13 protein-coding genes are annotated in these 20,015 nt (G+C 27.8%); 1 reads left to right on the plus strand and 12 read right to left on the minus strand.

Going from position 1 to position 20,015, the window contains the following annotated elements:
* Positions 1–52: 52 nt before the first annotated feature.
* The 8 genes from ACD762_RS05060 to lspA all read right to left on the minus strand — a co-directional run bounded on the left by ACD762_RS05060 (position 53) and on the right by lspA (position 9,072).
* Entirely contained in the window at positions 53–571 is a 519-nt protein-coding gene (locus tag ACD762_RS05060) for an ECF transporter S component (protein ID WP_423362864.1), read from the minus strand.
* Positions 572–777: 206 nt separating this feature from the next.
* Entirely contained in the window at positions 778–4,290 is a 3,513-nt protein-coding gene (nifJ, locus tag ACD762_RS05065; protein ID WP_423362865.1) for a pyruvate:ferredoxin (flavodoxin) oxidoreductase, read from the minus strand.
* Positions 4,291–4,645: 355 nt separating this feature from the next.
* Positions 4,646–5,107 (minus strand): D-aminoacyl-tRNA deacylase, encoded by a 462-nt coding sequence (gene dtd / locus ACD762_RS05070; RefSeq protein WP_423362866.1) that lies wholly within the window; start codon positions 5,105–5,107, stop codon positions 4,646–4,648.
* Positions 5,076–5,792, minus strand: a complete 717-nt coding sequence (locus ACD762_RS05075) for a hypothetical protein (RefSeq protein ID WP_423362867.1) — start codon at positions 5,790–5,792, stop codon at positions 5,076–5,078. The genes dtd and ACD762_RS05075 overlap by 32 nt, the downstream gene beginning before the upstream one ends.
* Before the next feature lie 54 nt (positions 5,793–5,846).
* Positions 5,847–6,272, minus strand: a complete 426-nt coding sequence (locus ACD762_RS05080; RefSeq protein ID WP_423362868.1) for a deoxycytidylate deaminase — start codon at positions 6,270–6,272, stop codon at positions 5,847–5,849.
* On the minus strand, positions 6,265–7,533 hold the full coding sequence (locus tag ACD762_RS05085) for a hypothetical protein (protein ID WP_423362869.1): 1,269 nt from the start codon (positions 7,531–7,533) through the stop codon (positions 6,265–6,267). The genes ACD762_RS05080 and ACD762_RS05085 overlap by 8 nt, the downstream gene beginning before the upstream one ends.
* A gap of 170 nt (positions 7,534–7,703) precedes the next feature.
* Positions 7,704–8,621, minus strand: coding sequence for an RluA family pseudouridine synthase (locus ACD762_RS05090; protein WP_423362870.1), 918 nt, complete (start codon positions 8,619–8,621; stop codon positions 7,704–7,706).
* On the minus strand, positions 8,581–9,072 hold the full coding sequence (gene lspA / locus ACD762_RS05095; protein WP_423362871.1) for a signal peptidase II: 492 nt from the start codon (positions 9,070–9,072) through the stop codon (positions 8,581–8,583). The genes ACD762_RS05090 and lspA overlap by 41 nt, the downstream gene beginning before the upstream one ends.
* Before the next feature lie 120 nt (positions 9,073–9,192).
* On the opposite strand from lspA, the gene ACD762_RS05100 reads away from it, so the two are divergent.
* The gene (locus tag ACD762_RS05100) at positions 9,193–10,338 is read left to right on the plus strand and encodes a nucleotidyltransferase (RefSeq protein ID WP_423362872.1); all 1,146 of its coding nucleotides are present in this window, start codon (positions 9,193–9,195) and stop codon (positions 10,336–10,338) included.
* Between the two features lie 92 nt (positions 10,339–10,430).
* Here the strand turns inward: ACD762_RS05100 and ACD762_RS05105 are convergent, their stop codons facing one another.
* The 4 genes from ACD762_RS05105 to polA form a co-directional block, all read right to left on the minus strand.
* Entirely contained in the window at positions 10,431–11,006 is a 576-nt protein-coding gene (locus ACD762_RS05105) for a hypothetical protein (RefSeq protein WP_423362873.1), read from the minus strand.
* 207 nt (positions 11,007–11,213) lie between these two features.
* Entirely contained in the window at positions 11,214–15,545 is a 4,332-nt protein-coding gene (locus ACD762_RS05110) for a PolC-type DNA polymerase III (RefSeq protein WP_423362874.1), read from the minus strand.
* 111 nt (positions 15,546–15,656) lie between these two features.
* The gene (glnA, locus tag ACD762_RS05115; RefSeq protein ID WP_423362875.1) at positions 15,657–16,991 is read right to left on the minus strand and encodes a type I glutamate--ammonia ligase; all 1,335 of its coding nucleotides are present in this window, start codon (positions 16,989–16,991) and stop codon (positions 15,657–15,659) included.
* A 409-nt stretch (positions 16,992–17,400) separates the two neighbouring features.
* Positions 17,401–20,001 (minus strand): DNA polymerase I, encoded by a 2,601-nt coding sequence (gene polA / locus ACD762_RS05120; protein WP_423362876.1) that lies wholly within the window; start codon positions 19,999–20,001, stop codon positions 17,401–17,403.
* Positions 20,002–20,015: the final 14 nt, after the last annotated feature.

Consider the following 20,015-nt stretch of genomic DNA (forward strand, 5'->3'; position numbering starts at 1 on the left):
AATCAGACTTTTTTTGTATGCAATTGAAAAATCAGCCATTAGGCTGATTTTTTTAGAATCTATCTATTTTTAATGATTTATTTAAAACTTTTGCTATTGGAATTCCAATTAAGAAACCACTTGCAATTTGTATTACATTTGCAGGAATTGATCCTAGTGCTACTATTGGTTGGTGATATAATATTACTTCCCATACATAATATATGAAACACATCCATAAACCACCTATGAATAATCCAATCATTTGATAAGATGTATTTCTTAATTTATCATTCTTATCGTATGAAAACTTTCCTAAAATATATCCTAATCCTAGTCTTGAAAAAAAGGTACCAGGTGCCCAACTTGCCCATCCTCCAATAATATCAAATAAAGTCATTCCAAGTGTTCCTGATATCGTACCAGTTTTTTTACCAAACACTAGTACTGATACAACTGATACTGCAGTACCAAAATGCATTAGTGCTCCATTACTTCCATACAATGGAATTGTGAATCCAATAAAAGTTGCTACTATTGTCAATGAAGTTAGTAGTCCTATATAAACAATGTTCTTTACAGTAAATTTCATAAAATTTCTCCTTTGTATTTTTTATGATAATTTTCAGTAGTGCCTTTATTAATAAGGTTTACTTAAATTACATTAGTGACTTTATTTTAACATAAAGAAATTTTGTGTACAAGTTGTTTATACAATACTGTATTTGTAAATTGTTAGATATCTAAAAAAACTAGATACTTTACAGTACCTAGTTTTAAATTATATGTTTAAAGAAATTATTGAGCTAATTTCATTAATCTGTTATAACGTTTTTCAGCATCTACTTTAGCTTGTTCGAATAACTCATCCATTTGTCCTGGATTAACTCTGCTTAATTGAGAGAAACGAGTTTCATTAGCTAAGAAGTCTTTGAATAAATCAAAGTTTGCAGGTTTTCCATCGATTTGAAGTGGGTTTTTACCAGCATCTTCAAGTCTTGGGTCGAATCTGAATAGGTTGAAGTATCCACATTCAACTGCTTTTTTCTGTGTAATTTGGTGATTCATTAATCCACCTTTAATTCCGTGTTCAATACATGGAGAATAAGCAATAATTAATGAAGGTCCATTATAGCTTTCAGCTTCTTGGAACGCTTTAATAACTTGTGCTTGGTTTGCACCCATAGATACTTGAGCAACATATACATGACCATAAGTCATACAAATTTGTGCAAGGTCTTTTTTAGCTGTTTGTTTACCTGAAGCAGCAAACTTAGCAATTGATCCACGTTGAGATGATTTAGATGATTGACCACCAGTGTTAGAATAAACTTCAGTATCTAGAACTAAAATGTTAACATTTAAGTCATTAGCTACTACGTGATCTAATCCACCGTAACCGATGTCATAAGCCCATCCATCTCCACCAATAATCCATACTGATTTGTCAACTAGGTCTTGACCTAATTTAGCCATAGTATCTTTTACTGTTGTATTAGATGATTTTGCAGCTAAATCAATGATAGTTGGAGCGATTTCTCTTTCTTCTTCTCTTGATGTAGTTGCTAAATATTTAGTGAATGCATCTTTTAATTCAGCTTCAACACTATCCATGTTTTCTGTAATTAAATGTTTGATATCATTACGTTTGTGATCTTGAGCAAGTCTCATACCGTAACCAAATTCAGCATTATCTTCAAATAATGAGTTAGCCCATGCAGGTCCATTTCCATTTTCGTCAGTTACGAATGGAGTTGAAGGAGTTGATCCACAATAGATTGAAGAACAACCAGTTGCATTAGCAATTAAAGCATCTTTACCGAAGTATTGAGTCATTAATTTGTAGTATGGAGTTTCTCCACAACCAGCACATGCTCCAGAAATTTCGAAGTATGGTTTTTGGAATTGAGATCCTTTAACTTGGTTAAGTGGGTATTTGTTTGTTTTATAAGTTACATTTGTATAAACGTAATCAGATACTGGTGCTTTAGGAAGTTCTTCATGAATATCTTTCATTTCAAGAGCTTTATTTCCCATTTTACCAGGACATTCAACTACACATAATGCACAACCAACACAGTTTTCTTGTGTTACTTGAATTGTATATTCTAAACCGTCCATGTCTTTTCCAACTGGTGCGATTGTTTCTAATCCTTCAGGAGCATTAGCTTTTTCTTTTTCGTCTACTAAGAATGGTCTAATAGTAGCGTGAGGACATACGAATGCACATCTATTACATTGGATACAGTTTTCTTTAATCCATGATGGTACTGAAGTTGCAATTGTACGTTTTTCATTAAATGTAATGTCTGGTCTCATTCCACCATTTATTAATAAATCAGTAGTGAATGAACTAACAGGCATGTCATAACCTTGTAATGTGTTAATTGGCATAACAAAGTTATCAAAGTAATCATCACCACTAGTTGGGTGAATGTATGTTGGATTTAAAGAAGTCCAAGCAGGATCAATAGCGATTTCTACTAGTCCATCTTTACCATTATCGATTGCTTTATAGTTAAGTTCAACAATGTCCATACCTTTTTTAGCGTATGTTTTATTTGCTGCTTCTTTCATATAACCAATTGATTTTTCGTAAGGAATAATTTGTTCATTTAAAGCAAAGAATGCTGATTGAAGGATTGTGTTTGTACGACGACCCATTCCAATTTTGTCTGCAATGTGAGTTGCATCAATAATGAAGAATTTTGCTTTTTTACTTGCTAAAGCATATTTAACTGCTTCAGGTAAGTGATCAATAATTTCATCTTTTGTATATGTAGTATTTAAAAGGAAAGTTCCACCTTCTTTTAAGTTAGCTAACATATCATATTTTTCTAAATATGAATCTAGAGAACATGAAATGAAATCAATGTTTCTTACATAGTAAGTTGATCTGATTGGAGTTTTACCAAATCTTAAGTGAGATCTTGTTGCTCCACCAGCTTTTTTAGAATCGTATGCAAAGTAAGCTTGTGCATATAAATCTGTTTTGTCCCCAATAATTTTGATTGAGTTTTTATTAGCAGATACAGTTCCATCTGAACCTAATCCGTAGAATAAACATGAAGTATAATCAGCTTCAACTTTGAAAGTAGGATCTACTTCAATTGAAAGATTAGTAACATCATCGTTAATACCTACTGTAAAGTTGTGTTTTCCACCTTTAATAGCGTGATCATATACAGCTTTAATGTTAGATGGGTCAACATCTTTTGATCCTAAACCATAACGTCCACCAATAATTGTGTAACCTTTACCAGTTAAAGCAGTTGCTACATCAACATATAGTGGTTCACCAGTTGAACCTTCTTCTTTTGTTCTGTCCATTACAGCGATATTTTTAACGCTAGCTGGAATTACATCTGTTAAGAATTTAGTTGAGAATGGTCTATATAAGTGAACTTTAACTAAACCAACGTTGTAACCTGATTTGTTTAAAGTATCAATTGTTTCACGAATAGTATCTGTAACAGATCCCATTGCAATAATAATTGTTTCTGCATTTTCACTACCATAGTAAGTAAATGGAGCATAATGTCTACCAGTAATATTACTGATTTCTTTCATGTAATCATTTACTACATCAGCAACTTTGTCATAGTGAGCATTTGACGCTTCTCTACCTTGGAAGTAGATATCATCGTTTTCAGCTCCACCACGTGTTACTGGATTTGTGTGTGGGTTAAGACATCTTTCTTTATATGCTTTTAAAGCATCTTTATCTAAAAGACGATCTAAATCAGCATAATCGATAGTTTCGATTTTTTGAATTTCATGAGATGTTCTAAATCCGTCAAAGAAATGTAAGAATGGTACGCTTGCTTTAATAGCAGCTAAGTGGGCAATTCCACTTAAGTCCATAACCTCTTGAACAGAATGTGATACTAACATTGGGATACCAGTTTGTCTAACTGAATAGATATCTTGGTGATCACCAAAGATTGATAATGCTCTAGTTGCTAAAGCACGAGCAGAAACGTGAAGTACTGCTGGATTTAATTCACCTACTAATTTGTAAATTGTAGGAATCATTAAAAGTAAACCTTGAGATGCAGTATAAGTAGTTGCTAAAGCCCCACTTTGTATTGCACCATGTATTGCACCTGCTGCACCTGCTTCTGATTGCATTTCACTAACTTTTACAACTGAGTTGAATAAGTTTTTTCTTCCTTGGCTTGCCCATGCATCTACTTGTTCTGCCATGTTTGATGATGGTGTGATAGGATAGATACCTGCAACCTCTGTAAATGCGTAAGACACATATGCAGCAGCGGTATTTCCATCCATTGATAAGAATTCTTTTGCCATTGAATTTCTTCTCCCTTCGATTTATTAATATGATTTCATTATACTACTAAAAAAGTATAAAATAAACATATATGTTAGAGCTTTTTAAGTATAAAAAAGGTTAATTTATTGTTAACAAAGTTATTTATAATCATTATTGTTAATGTATAGTAATTTATTATCGATATTGCCTACAGTGTATAGATTTACTAATTTTCCATGTGATATATATCAAAAATAAGTTTACATGTAATATATTTATAAATAATTCTTTTAGTCGACAAATGTATGTAACTCATGTGTTTTTTAAAATTTTTTAATTTTTAACAAGAAATACTCATTGTAATTTTACAATGAGTATCTATATTAACATATTCTATTTTGTTTTTATTATAATATCACTATCTAAAATGATAGTTGTTGGACCATCATTTTCAATATTTACAATCATGTCGGCTCCAAATATACCTGTTTTCACTTCAATATCATGATCTGTTAAACACTGATTAAAATAATTGTATAAAGCAGAAGCTTTACTTGGTTCCATTGCTTCTACAAATCCAGGTCTATTGCCTTTTTTGGCATCTGCATACAATGTAAATTGAGATATTGATAAAATTTGTCCATTTACATCTTTAACTGATAAATTCATTTTTTCATTTTCATCTATAAAGACTCTTAAATTACTAATTTTTTTTGCCATCGCTTTTGCAATTTCTTGATTATCTTCATGGTTAAATCCTACAAGTAAGTTTAAACCTTTTGCTATCTTATTATTTATATTTTCTTTTGGAATTATTACACTACTACTCTTGACTACTTGTACTATTACTCGCATCTTTACCTCCAAATATTGCTTCTATTTTATTCAGTAAAGAAACAAAATTTTCTTGTGAAATTAATGAGTTAACACATCTTAATTCAATAAGATTATTTTTAAGTAGATTTACAGCAAGGTATTTACCACTTACTTCTTTTTGAAATTTTAAATATGTATCATAGTCTGGAATATCAATAATTCTTTTATATTCATTAAAACTAAAAGTTTCATTGTCGTTTATATCAATAATTTCAAATAGTTGTTTAAATTTTTCTGCTTTAATTCTCTCATCAGCCTTGATATTTATATGTAAACCACAAGCTTTTTCTGCCGTTACTTCTAAAACACCACTAGAGAAATCAATTATCTCTCTTATTCTATAATAAACATCAGTACATTCAACTAATCCTAATGGGTCTAAACAGATCTCAAATCCATAATCACCTTTTATGGTTCTGTCAGTAACGATGTTACCACGATAGTTCATTACATTAATGATGTTATTTAACATTGTTTTTAAGAAAACAATGTGCGTTCTTGAGACTTTAGCACTAACTTCTACTTCAAGTCCATAACCAAAAATTTCCTCATCAATATAATAATCATTATTGGTATTAATTTGTAATAAACTGTTTAATTCTTTAATAAAACCTAATTGTTCCTCTTCAGGATCTACTAATAATTCGTACTCTGGAAAGCTCATTAAAATCACCTCTTCTTAAATTTTTATTATTATAACATTTCTAATTAATCTATTCTATAATATTATTTGTTTAAATATTACATTTGAATCTTCTAACATTTTTTTTGATGCTTTTACTATATCTGTATCTGCATACTTATCTTCTAAATAGTAAATATTACTTATTCCTGCTTGAATTATTAGTTTTGCACATTCATTACAAGGAAAGAGTGTCACATACAAATCACTACCTACTAAACTGCATTTAGCATCTACGATTGCTTTAGCTTCACTGTGTAAGATGTATGGATATTTAGTATCTAAAAATTCACCATTTCTACACTCTAAAGGATAATCTTCACATTTTAAATTTTGAGGAAGACAGTTGTAGCCTACTGATACTATTTTATCATCGCTTACAATAACACATCCTACTTGAGTATTTGGATCACTAGAAAGTAAAGATGCTTTTTTAGCATCAGCAAAGTATTTTTTATTCATATTCTACAAGTCCAATTTTTTCATAATAAGTATTTAATTTATCTGAAAGTTGTGATGCTTTGGTTTTATCCTTACTTTTGATTGCTGTTATATAACTTTCTTCAAATGTCTTATCTCTAACTAATATATTTTCTGGAATAAAGCTTAATCCAGCAATTGCAATTGCAATTACTGCAAAAGTAGCTAAATACGCTTTATTTATAGCCTCTTTATTTAAATTTAAGGCATAAACACAAGCAACGGCAGTTAAAAAACCAACTATACCTGCAGGTAAATTAATGTAATTCATTGTAGATATTAACATTATCATTAACAAAACCATCATTATATTAAACATATTGGCAAACAAAAATTTTCTTTTCTCTGGTAATGATGCTATTCCGACATATGCACCTGCTAAGATACATAGTATTGGAAATGATCCTGCAACAACAATACCTTTAATGAAAAACATCATTGTTAGTATTACCATTACTAATGAAATTCCATATAACATAATGGTTTTTTTAGTACCTAATTCTAACTCGATATAAGTATTATATCTAAAGAAGAAAAAGATAAAACAGACAATATATAAAATATTGGAATTAAGAAATACTGAACTAAACAAGCGATAATACTGATTAAACTGCTCAAAAAAGACAGAGTAGTAACTTGTATTAGTTAGAAAAGCACTGACATTATCAAAATAGAAAATTGCAGCCATATTTATAATCATAAATAATATTACAAAATATCTAGTGAACTTAGTCTTTTCATTCAATTCTTTCATAGTTTTTAAAACCACTTTATCAGCTAGCATTCCTGCAGCTGGTTTAGTGCTTACATTATCTTTTTGCATTTGAATTATTCCATCTATTTGGTCTAAATTAACATCTAGAAGTTTAGGAAATGCTTTTTCTATAATTGGATTTTGACTTAAATTATCACTGTTTTCAATTACTATTGAAGTTATATTTTCAACTTCACTTGCAACTGTTCCTCCAAAGTAAATACATAATATTTTAATGTTATCCATATTGCTTACTCTTTTATATTGAGCACTTACTTTTCTCATAAGTTCTAAGTCGGCATTAAATTCCTCTACTGTTGCAAACTTCTTTTCACTCACTCTTATTAAAGTCCACTCACTTGCCCTATTTTCAAGGAATATACCATCTACTTTATTTATAATTACTTCTTTATAGGAGTAATAGTTTACTAAGACTTTAACCGTTTCAAACACCTTTAAACGATCAAATATGTTTTTATTATTATTCAAACTTCTTCCTCCTTTTTATAACAATATAATTTATTATACTACAATTTAAATTTTTAAGTGTACATTTTTGAATAAATTCTCCTTATATACAAAATGTACTTAAAGTATCGCTAAAATATCGATACTTCTAGTCTTTATAAATAAAAAAGAACTATTTTAGCTCTTTTTTATTAAGAAATATTCTTTTCTAATTTTAATTCTTCTAATTTTCTAGTAAACTCTGGTTCTGGTTCAACTTCAAATTCCATGTATTCATTAGTTGTTGGATGAACTAAACCTAATTTGTATGCATGTAAATATTGACCATACTCTTGATTGTCTCTACGATAACCATATTTTGGATCACCATAAATTGGATGTTTAATAAAAGCTAAATGCACTCTAATTTGATGTGTTCTACCTGTTTCTAAATTACATTGTACAAATGATGAATTTTCAAAAACATCTAAGACCTTAACTTTAGTTAAAGCATGTTTAGAATTGTGCGAAGTCACTGCCATTTTTGTTCTATCATTTTTATCTCTACCAATTGGTGCATCAATTACTATATTTTCATCAAATATTTGATTGTGCACTAATGCTAAATAAGTTCTATTCAATGTTTTATCAACTAATTGGCTAGCCAAAATATTATGGGCTCTATCGTTTTTAGCAACTACTAATAAACCACTTGTATCCTTATCAATTCGATGAACAATTCCTGGTCTAACTTCACCATTTATTCTTGATAAATCTTTAATGTGAAACATCAAAGCATTTACTAATGTTTTAGAATACACACCTGCACCTGGATGAACTACCATTCCTGATGGTTTATTTATTATTAGTATATCATCATCTTGATAAACTATGTTTAAAGGTATATCTTCAGCCTCGATTGTTTGTTGTTCTAAAATAAAATCAGTAATATTAATAACATCATTTATTTTAACTGTATAATTAGCTTTTACATGATGATCATTTACTGTAATAAACCCTTCTTCTATCATTTTTTTAATTGTTGATCTAGATTTGTCTTCTTCTTCTTTCATTACTACTTTGTCTAATCTATCTAAATCATATGATTCATCAATTATTATTTTCTTCATTTACATCCTTCTTTCTAAAACTATCTAAAATTAAAAGTGCTACTGCCAATACAACATATATATCTGCAACATTAAAAATCGCAAAATTATAGTTTTTAAAACTAAAGCTAAAAAAATCGATAACTTCTTTAAAGAGTAATCTATCAATAAAGTTACCTAAAGTTCCAACCAATAATAATGTTGTTGCAATGTAAGCAAGTTTTGTTTTTGCTTCTTTATAAAAGAAGTAAACTACTACTAAAGCTACAACAGTAATTAAGTAAAAGAATTCAGTATGTCCTTCTAGTATAGAGAAAGCAGCACCGCTATTTCTAATATAGAACAGACTGAAAAAATTTGGAATAATTGTTATATTTTGGTATAAGTTCATATTACTAGCAACTAAATATTTACTTATTTGATCAATAAATAAAAGTATAATTGCAATTATTATTATTTTTGATTTTTTCACTATCATATCACCTTGAATTATTATAGCATTTTTATATTGCTAATAGCAATTAGCGTTTTTTATAAATTACTATTTACTTTGCTTTAAATTATCGTTATTATACTTATACGAGGTGATTTAATGGTAATAACAGGAATTGTAGTTGAATATAATCCTTTCCATAATGGACATATTCATCATATAAAAGAAGCACGTGCTAAAACTAACTGCGATCTATTAATCGCTATTATGTCGCCAACTTTTATGCAGCGTGGTGAACCTGCAGTTTTAAATAAGTATGAACGAGCAGTAGCTGCTGTAAGAAATGGCGTTGATTTGTTAATTGAACTACCTAGTATTTATGCTATTAATAGTGCAAATTACTTTGCTAAAGGTGCTCTTTCAATCTTAAACGAATGTCAGATTGATTATTTAGTGTTTGGTTCTGAAAATAATGATGTAGATTCTTTAATAAATGCTGCAAGAGTATCTACTAGTAATGAATATCAATTACTTTTAAAAGATTATGTAAAAAAAGGTATTCGTTATGCTAATGCATGCAATTATGCATTTAATGATTTAGGTATTGATAGTGTAAAAGAGTCAAATGATATTCTTGCTTTAGCTTATATTCAAGAAATAGTAAGAAATAACTATGATATTAAACCAATATCAATTTTACGTACTAACAGTTTCTTATCTAAAAAAACAACTGGTAATATTAGTTCAGCTACTGCAATTAGACATCACTTACATAATAATAAAACAATAGAAAAATATTCAAGTATGTCTCAAGTTTTAGAAAATAATAATGAATTAGTAAACTTTAATGATTATTTCTATTTACTAAAGTACTTAGTAAATACTTATTCAACTTCTCAGTTAAAAGAGATTTATGGTTTTGATGAAGGTTTAGAGTTTTTATTTAAAAAACATATTAATTCTACAAACAATATTTTTGATTACATAGATATGTTATCTTCAAAAAGATATCCTAAAACTAGAATCCAAAGAAATATCATTTATTTACTATTAAATCATACTAAAACTGAGCATTTAAATATTAAAGTTGATTATATTAGAATTTTAGCTATGAATAAATTCGCACAAACATACATAAAAACTTTAAAAAAACTAACGACTTATCATGTTATATCTAATTTTTCAGCCATTAAATCTAATTCATTAGATTTTGAAAAAAGGGTTACTTTTGTATATTCATGTGCTAAACAAAACTTAGACTACTTAAATAAAAAAGAATATCAGAGTAAAACAATAATAGTCTAAATGAAAACACTATATAAAATAGCTATTAGATGAAACAAAAAAACTGTAAAGACTGATTTTAAAATCAATGCTTTACAGTTTTTTTTTTAATATTAAGTACATAATTTATTATGATTGTTAACAAGATTACCTTTGAAATCGTATTTATACTCTATAATTGAATCTAATTGATTATTGATAAAGTTTGTAATTATCTTAAAGGCATTGCCTGATTTATTTGAACTTAATTGACCTTTTTTATTATAAATATAACTACTTACTTTTTTTGTGTTTTTAGATTTATTTTCATTTATTATTTCACTAATTAGAAGATCTCCTTTATTTGTATATTTGAAGTTAGCAATTTTATGAATATTTAAATCTTGATCATAATGTTTGTGTAGTTGATCTTTTATTTTTCTATTTAAGTAATAGTTTTTTTCATTAAAATAGATTATTTTATTATTTTGATCCCATACAATAATTTTTTTATTTTTAATCTTTTTACACTTATAATAGTTGTAACATACTATTTCTTTTAATCTCATATTTTGGTTATAGTATAGTACTTTTGTTATTTGATTATATTTATTTTTCACTTTTAAACTATACTTAGTATTTAAAGAAATCGTTTTAGTTCCAAATATTCCAAGTAAATATTTATTTTTTGTTTTTCTGTTAAAATTCATGCTTAACACCCCTATTTGTTTTACTAATGATATTTTAACTTAATTATAACTAAATGACAAAGTTATTGCTTTACTCTACAATATTTTCTAAATATAAACAATATATGTTATTTTATAGTATATAAAAAACAACTAATAGACTTTAAAGTCTGTTAGTTGTTCATAATTAATACATTCAATTAACGTAATATTAACATTGATTATCTTTTAAAATAATTCTAAGCTCATTTGATTTAATTCTTGTAAATTTTCAAGGGAACCTATTTTTTCTAAATACATCATATGATTATTATTTAGTCCTGTTCTTTCTTGTAAATCTTGTCTAGAAATAAATGGCTTTATTTTTGCTTCATCAACTATTCTTTGAGCAACTAAATCAGCTAAGTTATCTATTGTTTTGAAAAAAGGAATAATGGCTTTTTCTTCATGATCAACAACAAATGAATTTGCTTGTGATTTATTTAAATCGATAGTTTTTATTTTATAGCCCCTTTTGAGCATTTCAACGCAAACTTCAAAAGCTCCAAACAATGAAATTTCTTTTTCGGTTGCTTCATAACCAAGCGATTTTATATATGCCATTTTTTCTTCTATTTCACTTAATCCTCTTGTCATTGTATAAATATCAAAAGATTTTTGTCTAGTTGTAAAGTATGTTGCATAGTATTCTAATGGATAATACACTTTAAACCAAGCTACTCTAATTGCCATTAATACATAGGCTACAGCATGGGCCTTTGGAAACATATATTTTATTTTAAGACATGAATCAATGTACCATTCTGGAACATTATTTTCTTTCATGTTTTCTATCCATTCTTCTTTTAAACCTTTACCCTTTCGAACACTTTCCATAATTGTAAAGGCAAGTTTAGGTTTTAATCCCTTGTACATTAAATAAACCATGATATCATCTCGACAACCAATTACTTCACTTAGTGTACAGATCCCTCTTTTTATTAATGATTGAGCATTATTTAACCAAACATCTGTACCATGTGATAATCCTGAAATTTGTACTAGTTCTGCAAAAGATTTTGGGTTAGTTTCTTCAAGCATACCTCTAACAAATGATGTTCCAAACTCAGGAATTCCAATTGCTGCATTTTTATAGTTTACTAAATCTGAAATTCCTAATGCATCATTAGATGAAAATAAAGATATTACTTTTTCATCGTTTGTTGGGATAGATTTAGGATCAACATCTGTTAAATCTTGTAACATTCTAATTGCAGTTGGATCAACATGACCTAGTATATCTAATTTAAGTACATTATCATGGATTGCATGAAAATCAAAGTGGGTAGTTTTCCATCTTGCATTTACATCATCAGCTGGAAAATTGACTGGTGTAAAATCATGTACATCCATATAATCTGGTATAACTATTATCCCACCAGGGTGTTGGCCTGTTGTTCTTTTAACTCCAGCACATCCTTGGGCTATTCTTTCCATTTCTACTTTACGAACTGGATCTAAAGATATATTTTTTTCAAAATATCCTTTTACATATCCAAAGGCAGTTTTTTCTTGTACTGTTTGAATAGTTCCTGCTTTATAAACATATTCTTCTCCAAAAAGTACTTTAGTATAGTCATGAGCATTAGCTTGATACTCACCTGAGAAGTTTAAATCAATATCAGGAACCTTATCTCCCTCAAACCCTAAAAAGGTTTCAAATGGTATATCTTGACCATCACCTATTAAATCTTTACCACATTTTGGGCATTTTTTATTAGGTAAATCATATCCACTTAATATACTACCATCTTCAAAAAATTCACTAAATTGGCAATGTGGACAATAATAATGAGCAGCAAGTGGATTAACTTCAGTTATATTTGCCATCGTTGCTACAAATGAAGAACCAACAGATCCTCGTGAACCTACTAAGTAACCATCTTCTAATGATTTAACTACTAATTTTGATGAAATATAATAAACTACAGAAAAACCGTGTTTTATAATACTGTTCAGTTCTTTTTCTAGTCTTTTTAAAACGATATCTGGAAGTGGATTACCATATTGAGCATATGCATTTTGATAACACATATCAGTTAATTTATCATCTACTCCTTCTATTTTAGGAGTAGATAAACCATCTTTTATTGGTTTTACTTCTTCTATTGAATCAGCTATTTTATTGGTATTTATTATGACAATCTCTTTAATAAGCTTATCATTTTTTAAAAATTGAAAACTATCAAGCATTTCTTGAGTTGTCTTGTAATGTTGTTTAGGCATTTGTTTAATTCTATTTTTTCTATCATATAGTGGGTGAAATCCACCACCAGTTCGAGGTGCACACACATAAACATTTCTAAACTCTTGTAGAATTGGATTGGTATAATGAACATCACCTGTAGCAACTACTATCTTATTAATTTCTAAAGCCGATTCTATTATATATCTAGTTGTTTCTTCTAATTCTTGAATACTTTGATATTGTTCTAAGTCTACTTGATAATGTAAAATATCTGGTGGAAGTACCTCAATATAGTCATAGTACTGCATTGCTTTTTGTAAATCTTGCTTATTGGCATTATTTGCAAGATTATATATTTCTGAACTAGAGCAACCACTTCCAATTAGTAAATCATTTCGATATTTATCAATAACACTTTTATATAACTTAGGTTCATTACTAAAGTATTCTGTATTAGCTAAGGTAACTAGTTTAAAAAGATCTTTAAGTCCTTTTTGATTTTTAGCTAATATACTTAAGTGCTGTGATCTTTGTCCAATTAAAAAGTTCTTACTTATCATTTTTTTATTTATATCATTAAATGTTGTTACTTGATGCTTTTCTAATAAATCTAATTTCATGCCCTCATAAACACTTGCTAATACCATAGCATCATAGTCAGCACGGTGGGCTCCTTCACTATCATAGGCAACCTTATATCTTTTAGCACATGCTCCTAAATTGTGATATCCCTTTTTGGTAATACTACGACTTATTAATAAGGTATCTACAACTGTATTACTACATTTATCATATTTATTTTCTAATAATGCTTGTTGTAAAAAGCCCATATCAAATGATGCATTATGTGCTACTAAAACACTGTCTTTAATAAAATCCATAAACTTAGGTAATACTTCTGATATTAGTGGTGCTTTTTCTACCATATAATCTGTAATGTTTGTTATGTCTTTTATTGTCTCAGGAATCTTTCTTTGAGGATTAACAAAGGTATCAAAACTATCTATTTGTATCCCATTTTCATATTTTACAGCACCTATTTCTATAATTTTATCTTTTTGATTTCTTAAACCTGTTGTTTCTAAGTCAAAAAAGACATAGGTAGCACTTTGAATATTATCATCTGATGCATTTTCGACAATTAATGTTGTTTCATCAACTATACTAGCTTCCATGCCATAGATTGGTTTAATATCAGTTTGGCTTATTGCCATTTGAGCTTCTGGAAAAGCTTGAATGTTATTATGATCTGTTATAGCAATTGCTGTATGGTTAAATGCCTTTGCTAATTTTATATAATCTGTTATGTGCGATATTCCATCCATTGTCGACATGTTTGTATGCAAGTGTAATTCTACCCTTTTTTCTAAAGAATTATCTTCTCTAGATATTTCTTTTGATTTAATTGGTTGAATTGCCTCTAAAAATAAAACATAATCTTGTGTGAAGTCATCAAATTTCACTTGACCAATTGCTCTAACCCACATACCTTTTTTTATCTCTTTTAAATCTTCAACATTTAATCCTCTACCTTCAAATCTTTTCATTAGTATTGAATCAGTATAATCTGTTATTTTAAGTGTTTGAATATGTTTTTTATTTCTTGTTTCTTTTAGTTCATCATCAAATATATAACCTTCTATACAAACATCATTTTCTTCTTCATATAATGTTTTAATATTAGTTGGCTCATACTTTGATAAATCTGTTAAGGATTTTTTGAAAAATGTTCTTTTTTGATTTTGGATATTATTACTGTTGTTATCATTTGAGTAGTTATGTACTTCTGCCTTCATTGGCATTTTAACTGTATTAGTTTTTGTTAGTGTTTCTAGTTTCTTGTTAATATCCTCATCTTCAACTACTTTATATACATAATCTATTTTAAAACCTACAAGTTCCATGCAACGTTCAATCTTGTTTTTATGAACTTTATACATGTCTTGTATACCTTCATTTATATAGTTAACACTTAACTCATTTTGTTCAAATTCAAAATTTAAGACATCTGAATAAACCATTCCATTATCAGCATATTGTTGCACAAAATATTTATAATATGAAATAACCGAGTCTTTATAATAAAGAGCTAGGCTTGTTTTATATATAATTTTTATATTAAAGATACTTTGTTCTATTTGTTTTTTTATCTCTAAATATGTCTTGAAAGGTAGTGTTTGTTCTAAATTAATAAAAATAAAGATTTGAGATTTCTTATCTTTATTTTTTTCAAGATATTCTACTTTTTCAATTGTTGCATTTTGAAGCTTTTCAATTACTTGATAAGGTAATTGAAGTTCTTCTTCTAAAAATTGTTTTAATATTAAATCCATAGTTATCACCTTGCCTAATTATATCATATTTAAGCTATAATTTTTCTGTATATTTAAAAAAGAGTGATCAAAAATCACTCTTTTGTATTATTTGTATAAATTAAGTTTTAATTATAGTTTACTGAAGTATTTTTGCATTTCCCATTGAGTAACTTCATGTCTATATTCATTCCATTCAGAAAGTTTTGCCTTAACAAACTTTTTGTAAGCATGTGTTCCTATTGCATTTTGAATAAACTCATTATCTTCTAATGAATTTAAAGCATCTTTTAATGAATTAGGTAAGTTAACAATACCCATTGCACTTCTTTCTTTTCTAGTTAATGCAAATAAATTAATAAAAGTTGGTTTATCTGGTATTAATTCATTTTCAATTCCATCTAGGCCTGCAGCAAGTATTGCAGCCATTGCAAGATATGGATTAGCACTAACATCAACTGAACGTATTTCAGTTCTAGTAGCTGCTTTTCTTGTTCCAGGTATTCTAATAAAAGTTGAACGGTTTTCTGTTGACCATGCAATGTAACATGGAGCTTCAAAACCTGGTGTTAATCTTTTATATGAGTTGACTATAGGATTTGTAATAGCAGTAAGTCCTCTTGCGTGTTTCATTATTCCTGCAATCCATTGTTGGCATACTGTAGATAACTCTAGGTATCCTTTTGGATCATAAAAGACATTATTGCCTTCATCATCACTTAATGAACAGTTTACATGCATACCATTTCCAGCTTTATCACCAAAAGGTTTTGGCATAAATGTTGCATATAAGTTATGTTTTTGAGCTACTGTTTTTACAACATGTTTATATGTTTGTAAATTATCACATGCAGCAAGTACATCAGCATATTTGAAATTAATTTCATATTGACCTGGACCTACTTCATGGTGAGCTGCTTCAATTTCAAATCCTAAGTTTTCTAATGTTAAAACAATATCTCTTAAACAATCACTTGCCATTTCAAATGAAGTTAAATCAAAATAACTTTCAGAATCATTAGGATTTGTTGATGGAGTTCCATCTGCATTTGTTTTTAATAAATAGAATTCTGGTTCTAATCCAATATTAAAGTTAGCAAATCCTAGTTCTCTCATTTTTAATAGCATATTTTTTAAAATATATCTTGGGTCTCCAACAAATGGTGTTCCATCTGTTTTAAAAACATCACAAATAATACGTGCTATGTTTAATTTTGCATCTTCATCTTTTCTAATAATTCTAAAAGTATCAAAGTCTGGTTTTAAAAACATATCTGCTTCCATTATTCTTACAAAACCTTCAATTGATGATCCATCAAACATTACTTCTCCTGCTAATACTGATTCTAATTGTGATACGGGAACTTCTACACTTTTTACTTGACCTAATAAATCAGTGAATTGTAGTCTTATAAAATGAATGTCATTTTCTTCTACTTGTTTTCTAATAAATTCTACTTTTTCCATATAATCACTCCTGAATGTCTAAATTTTAAAACTTGCATTAATTGTATTACTATTTTTTAATATTATCAACTGATTTATGTGAATTATAACACATACATTCATATCGTGAACAAAAGTGCTTGTTTTTGATTTTACTATTAGTGTAAATATGAATTAAATAACAACAGTTTATATATCTAATTTTAATAAATATCCTCTTTTGTAATTATTATGTTAAAGTATTAAATATATCGCTTTTTTGTAATTTTGGTATAAATCTATAGAAAAAGCTCAATTATTATGGTTTTTAATAATAGAGCTTATAGTATTTTTCTATATAATATAAATAGTGAACAATTAGTTTAAATTTACTATTTTATAACTTTTATATTATATTAATTAAACAAATACAATGTATTAATTAATATTATTATAATTCGTACCAATTTTTACCAGCAATTGCATCTACAGCAAGCTCTACTTTTAATTTATAGGCATTTTCCATCTCTTTTTTTATTATGTTTGTTGCTTCATTAATTTGATCATCTTTTACTTCAAATATTAGTTCATCATGAACTTGTAGTAACATTGTAATATCAAGATCTGTTTCTTTTAACTTTGTTTCAATGTTTATCATTGCAAGTTTTAAAATGTCTGCAGCACTTCCTTGTATTGGAGTATTCATTGCTTGTCTTTGAGCATTTTGTCTGATATTAAAGTTATTTGAATTTATATTTTTTATATATCTTATTCTATTTAATATTGTTCTAGTATAACCTTTATCTCTTGCATCTTCTATTAATTTATTTAAATATCCATGTATGTTTGGGTATATTTCATAGTATTTTTTTATAAATGTAGCTGCTTCTTCTCTAGAAACAGTTATTTGTCTTGCAAGTCCATAATCACTTAATCCATATATAATCCCAAAGTTTGTGGCTTTTGCTTTACTTCTTTCTTCAGAAGTAACATCTTTAATTGGTATGCCATTAACTTTTGCTGCTGTTGATGCATGTATATCTTCATTGTTATTGAAAGCGGCAATAAATACTGGATCATCTGAAAAACTTGCTAATACTCTTAATTCAATTTGTGAGTAGTCAAATGATAATAATGAATAACCTTCTTTTGATACAAACATTTTTTTGACTTGTTTTTGAACATCTGTTTTAGTTGCGATATTTTGTAGATTTGGATCGATACTAGATAGTCTTCCAGTTTGAGCAAGTGCTTGTTTATATATTGTATGTACTCTATCATCATTTTTAATATATTTAGGCATTGGACTCAAATAAGTTGATAATAGCTTTTTGTATGTACGATATTCTAACACTAATGGAATTATTGGATGTTGACTTATTACTTCATTTAGTATATCTACACTTGTAGAATATTTTTTAACTTTTTTACCATTTGCTCCAGGGTATGGAATATTTAATTTTTCAAATATGATTGTGGCAAGTTGTATTGGTGAATTCACATTAAAATCTTCTTCTGGATAGTATCCTTTAATTAGTTGTTCTAATTCTTGTGTTTTTTGCTCATATTCTATAGTTAAAGAATTCATTTGATCTTGATCTATTTTAATACCACTATATTCCATATTTGCTAAAATATCACTAATTTTTATTTCTACTTGATATACTTCATTTAATTCTATTTCATTCATCTTTGTATGATTTATTTGATTCATTTTATTTAGATAATAAGCTTGTATTGCTTTTTGATTAATTATAGTTGCTTCATCTGCTTTTTTTAGAGCTTTTTCATCTAATGTTTCAATATTAAAATTAGCATCAATTATAATATTGGCATCTGTTTTATTATCTACATCAAGTAAGTAACTACTAATCATAATATCATCATTTATATTGGCGATATTAATGTTATGCCATTTAGCTAATATAATATTTCTTTTTGCATCGTGACTAATTTTAATATTGTTTTCTAAGTAGTTAAGTAGTTTTGTATCCTGATAAATATTATCTTTGTATATAAATTCTACTTTTTTATTATCTGCTACAAACAGACCTAAAAAATCTGCAAAGTGATAATTTTCTTCAAGTGATAGTAATGATATGAAATTATTATCTACAAGTAAATCTAAACTGATGTTTTCTACAATATCAATTGTAAATTCATCTTTATCAATTGGTTTGTCATCTTCAATATTCAGTCTTTTAACAAGTGATTTCATCTCATATTTATATAAGAAATTTTTTAATTCATTACAATTTGGCTCTTTTATTACTAGATCACTTATTTCAAATGGTAATTTCATATCTGTTACTATAGTTGCAAGTTGTTTTGACATAAATGCTGATTCTTTTCCGATGATAAGTTTTTCTTTCATTTTTCCTTTTACTTGATCAACATGTTCATATAAATTTTCAATACTATTATATTCCTTCAATAGTTTTACAGCTGTTTTTTCACCTACACCAGCTACTCCTGGGATATTATCGCTTGCATCTCCCATTAGTCCTTTTAAATCTATTATTTGTTTTGGTGTTACATCCCAAATTTCATGTAAGTTATCACAATTAACAACTTTTAAATCAGGAGTACCTTTTTGAGGCATTAATAAGTCTACATTATTGCTAAGTAGTTGTAACATGTCTTTGTCGCTAGTTATAACATCAACATGTATGTTTTCTTTATCGCCTAATGTAGCTAATGTTCCAATTATATCATCTGCCTCATATTCTTCTATTTCATAGTTTGGAATATTCATTATATCTAAATACTCTCTAACTAGTGGAAATTGCATATTTAGTTCTTGTGGTGATCTTGATCTTGTTCCTTTATATCCATCGAATTGTTTTTTTCTAAAAGTATCTTTACTTGCATCAAAGGCTACTATTATGTAGTCATATTCATATACATTTTGAATTCGATTAACCATATTTATAAAAGAGTATAGAGCATTTGTATACACTCCATCACTTGTTTGCATTAAGTTTCTTAAGGCTGTTGCATGATATGCTCTGAATAATAATGAATTTCCATCTATTGCGATTAATTTTTTCATATTTTACCTCACTT

Source organism: Mycoplasma sp. P36-A1 (assembly GCF_049478495.1).
Taxonomy (GTDB): domain Bacteria; phylum Bacillota_I; class Bacilli_A; order JAJDGJ01; family JAJDGJ01; genus P36-A1.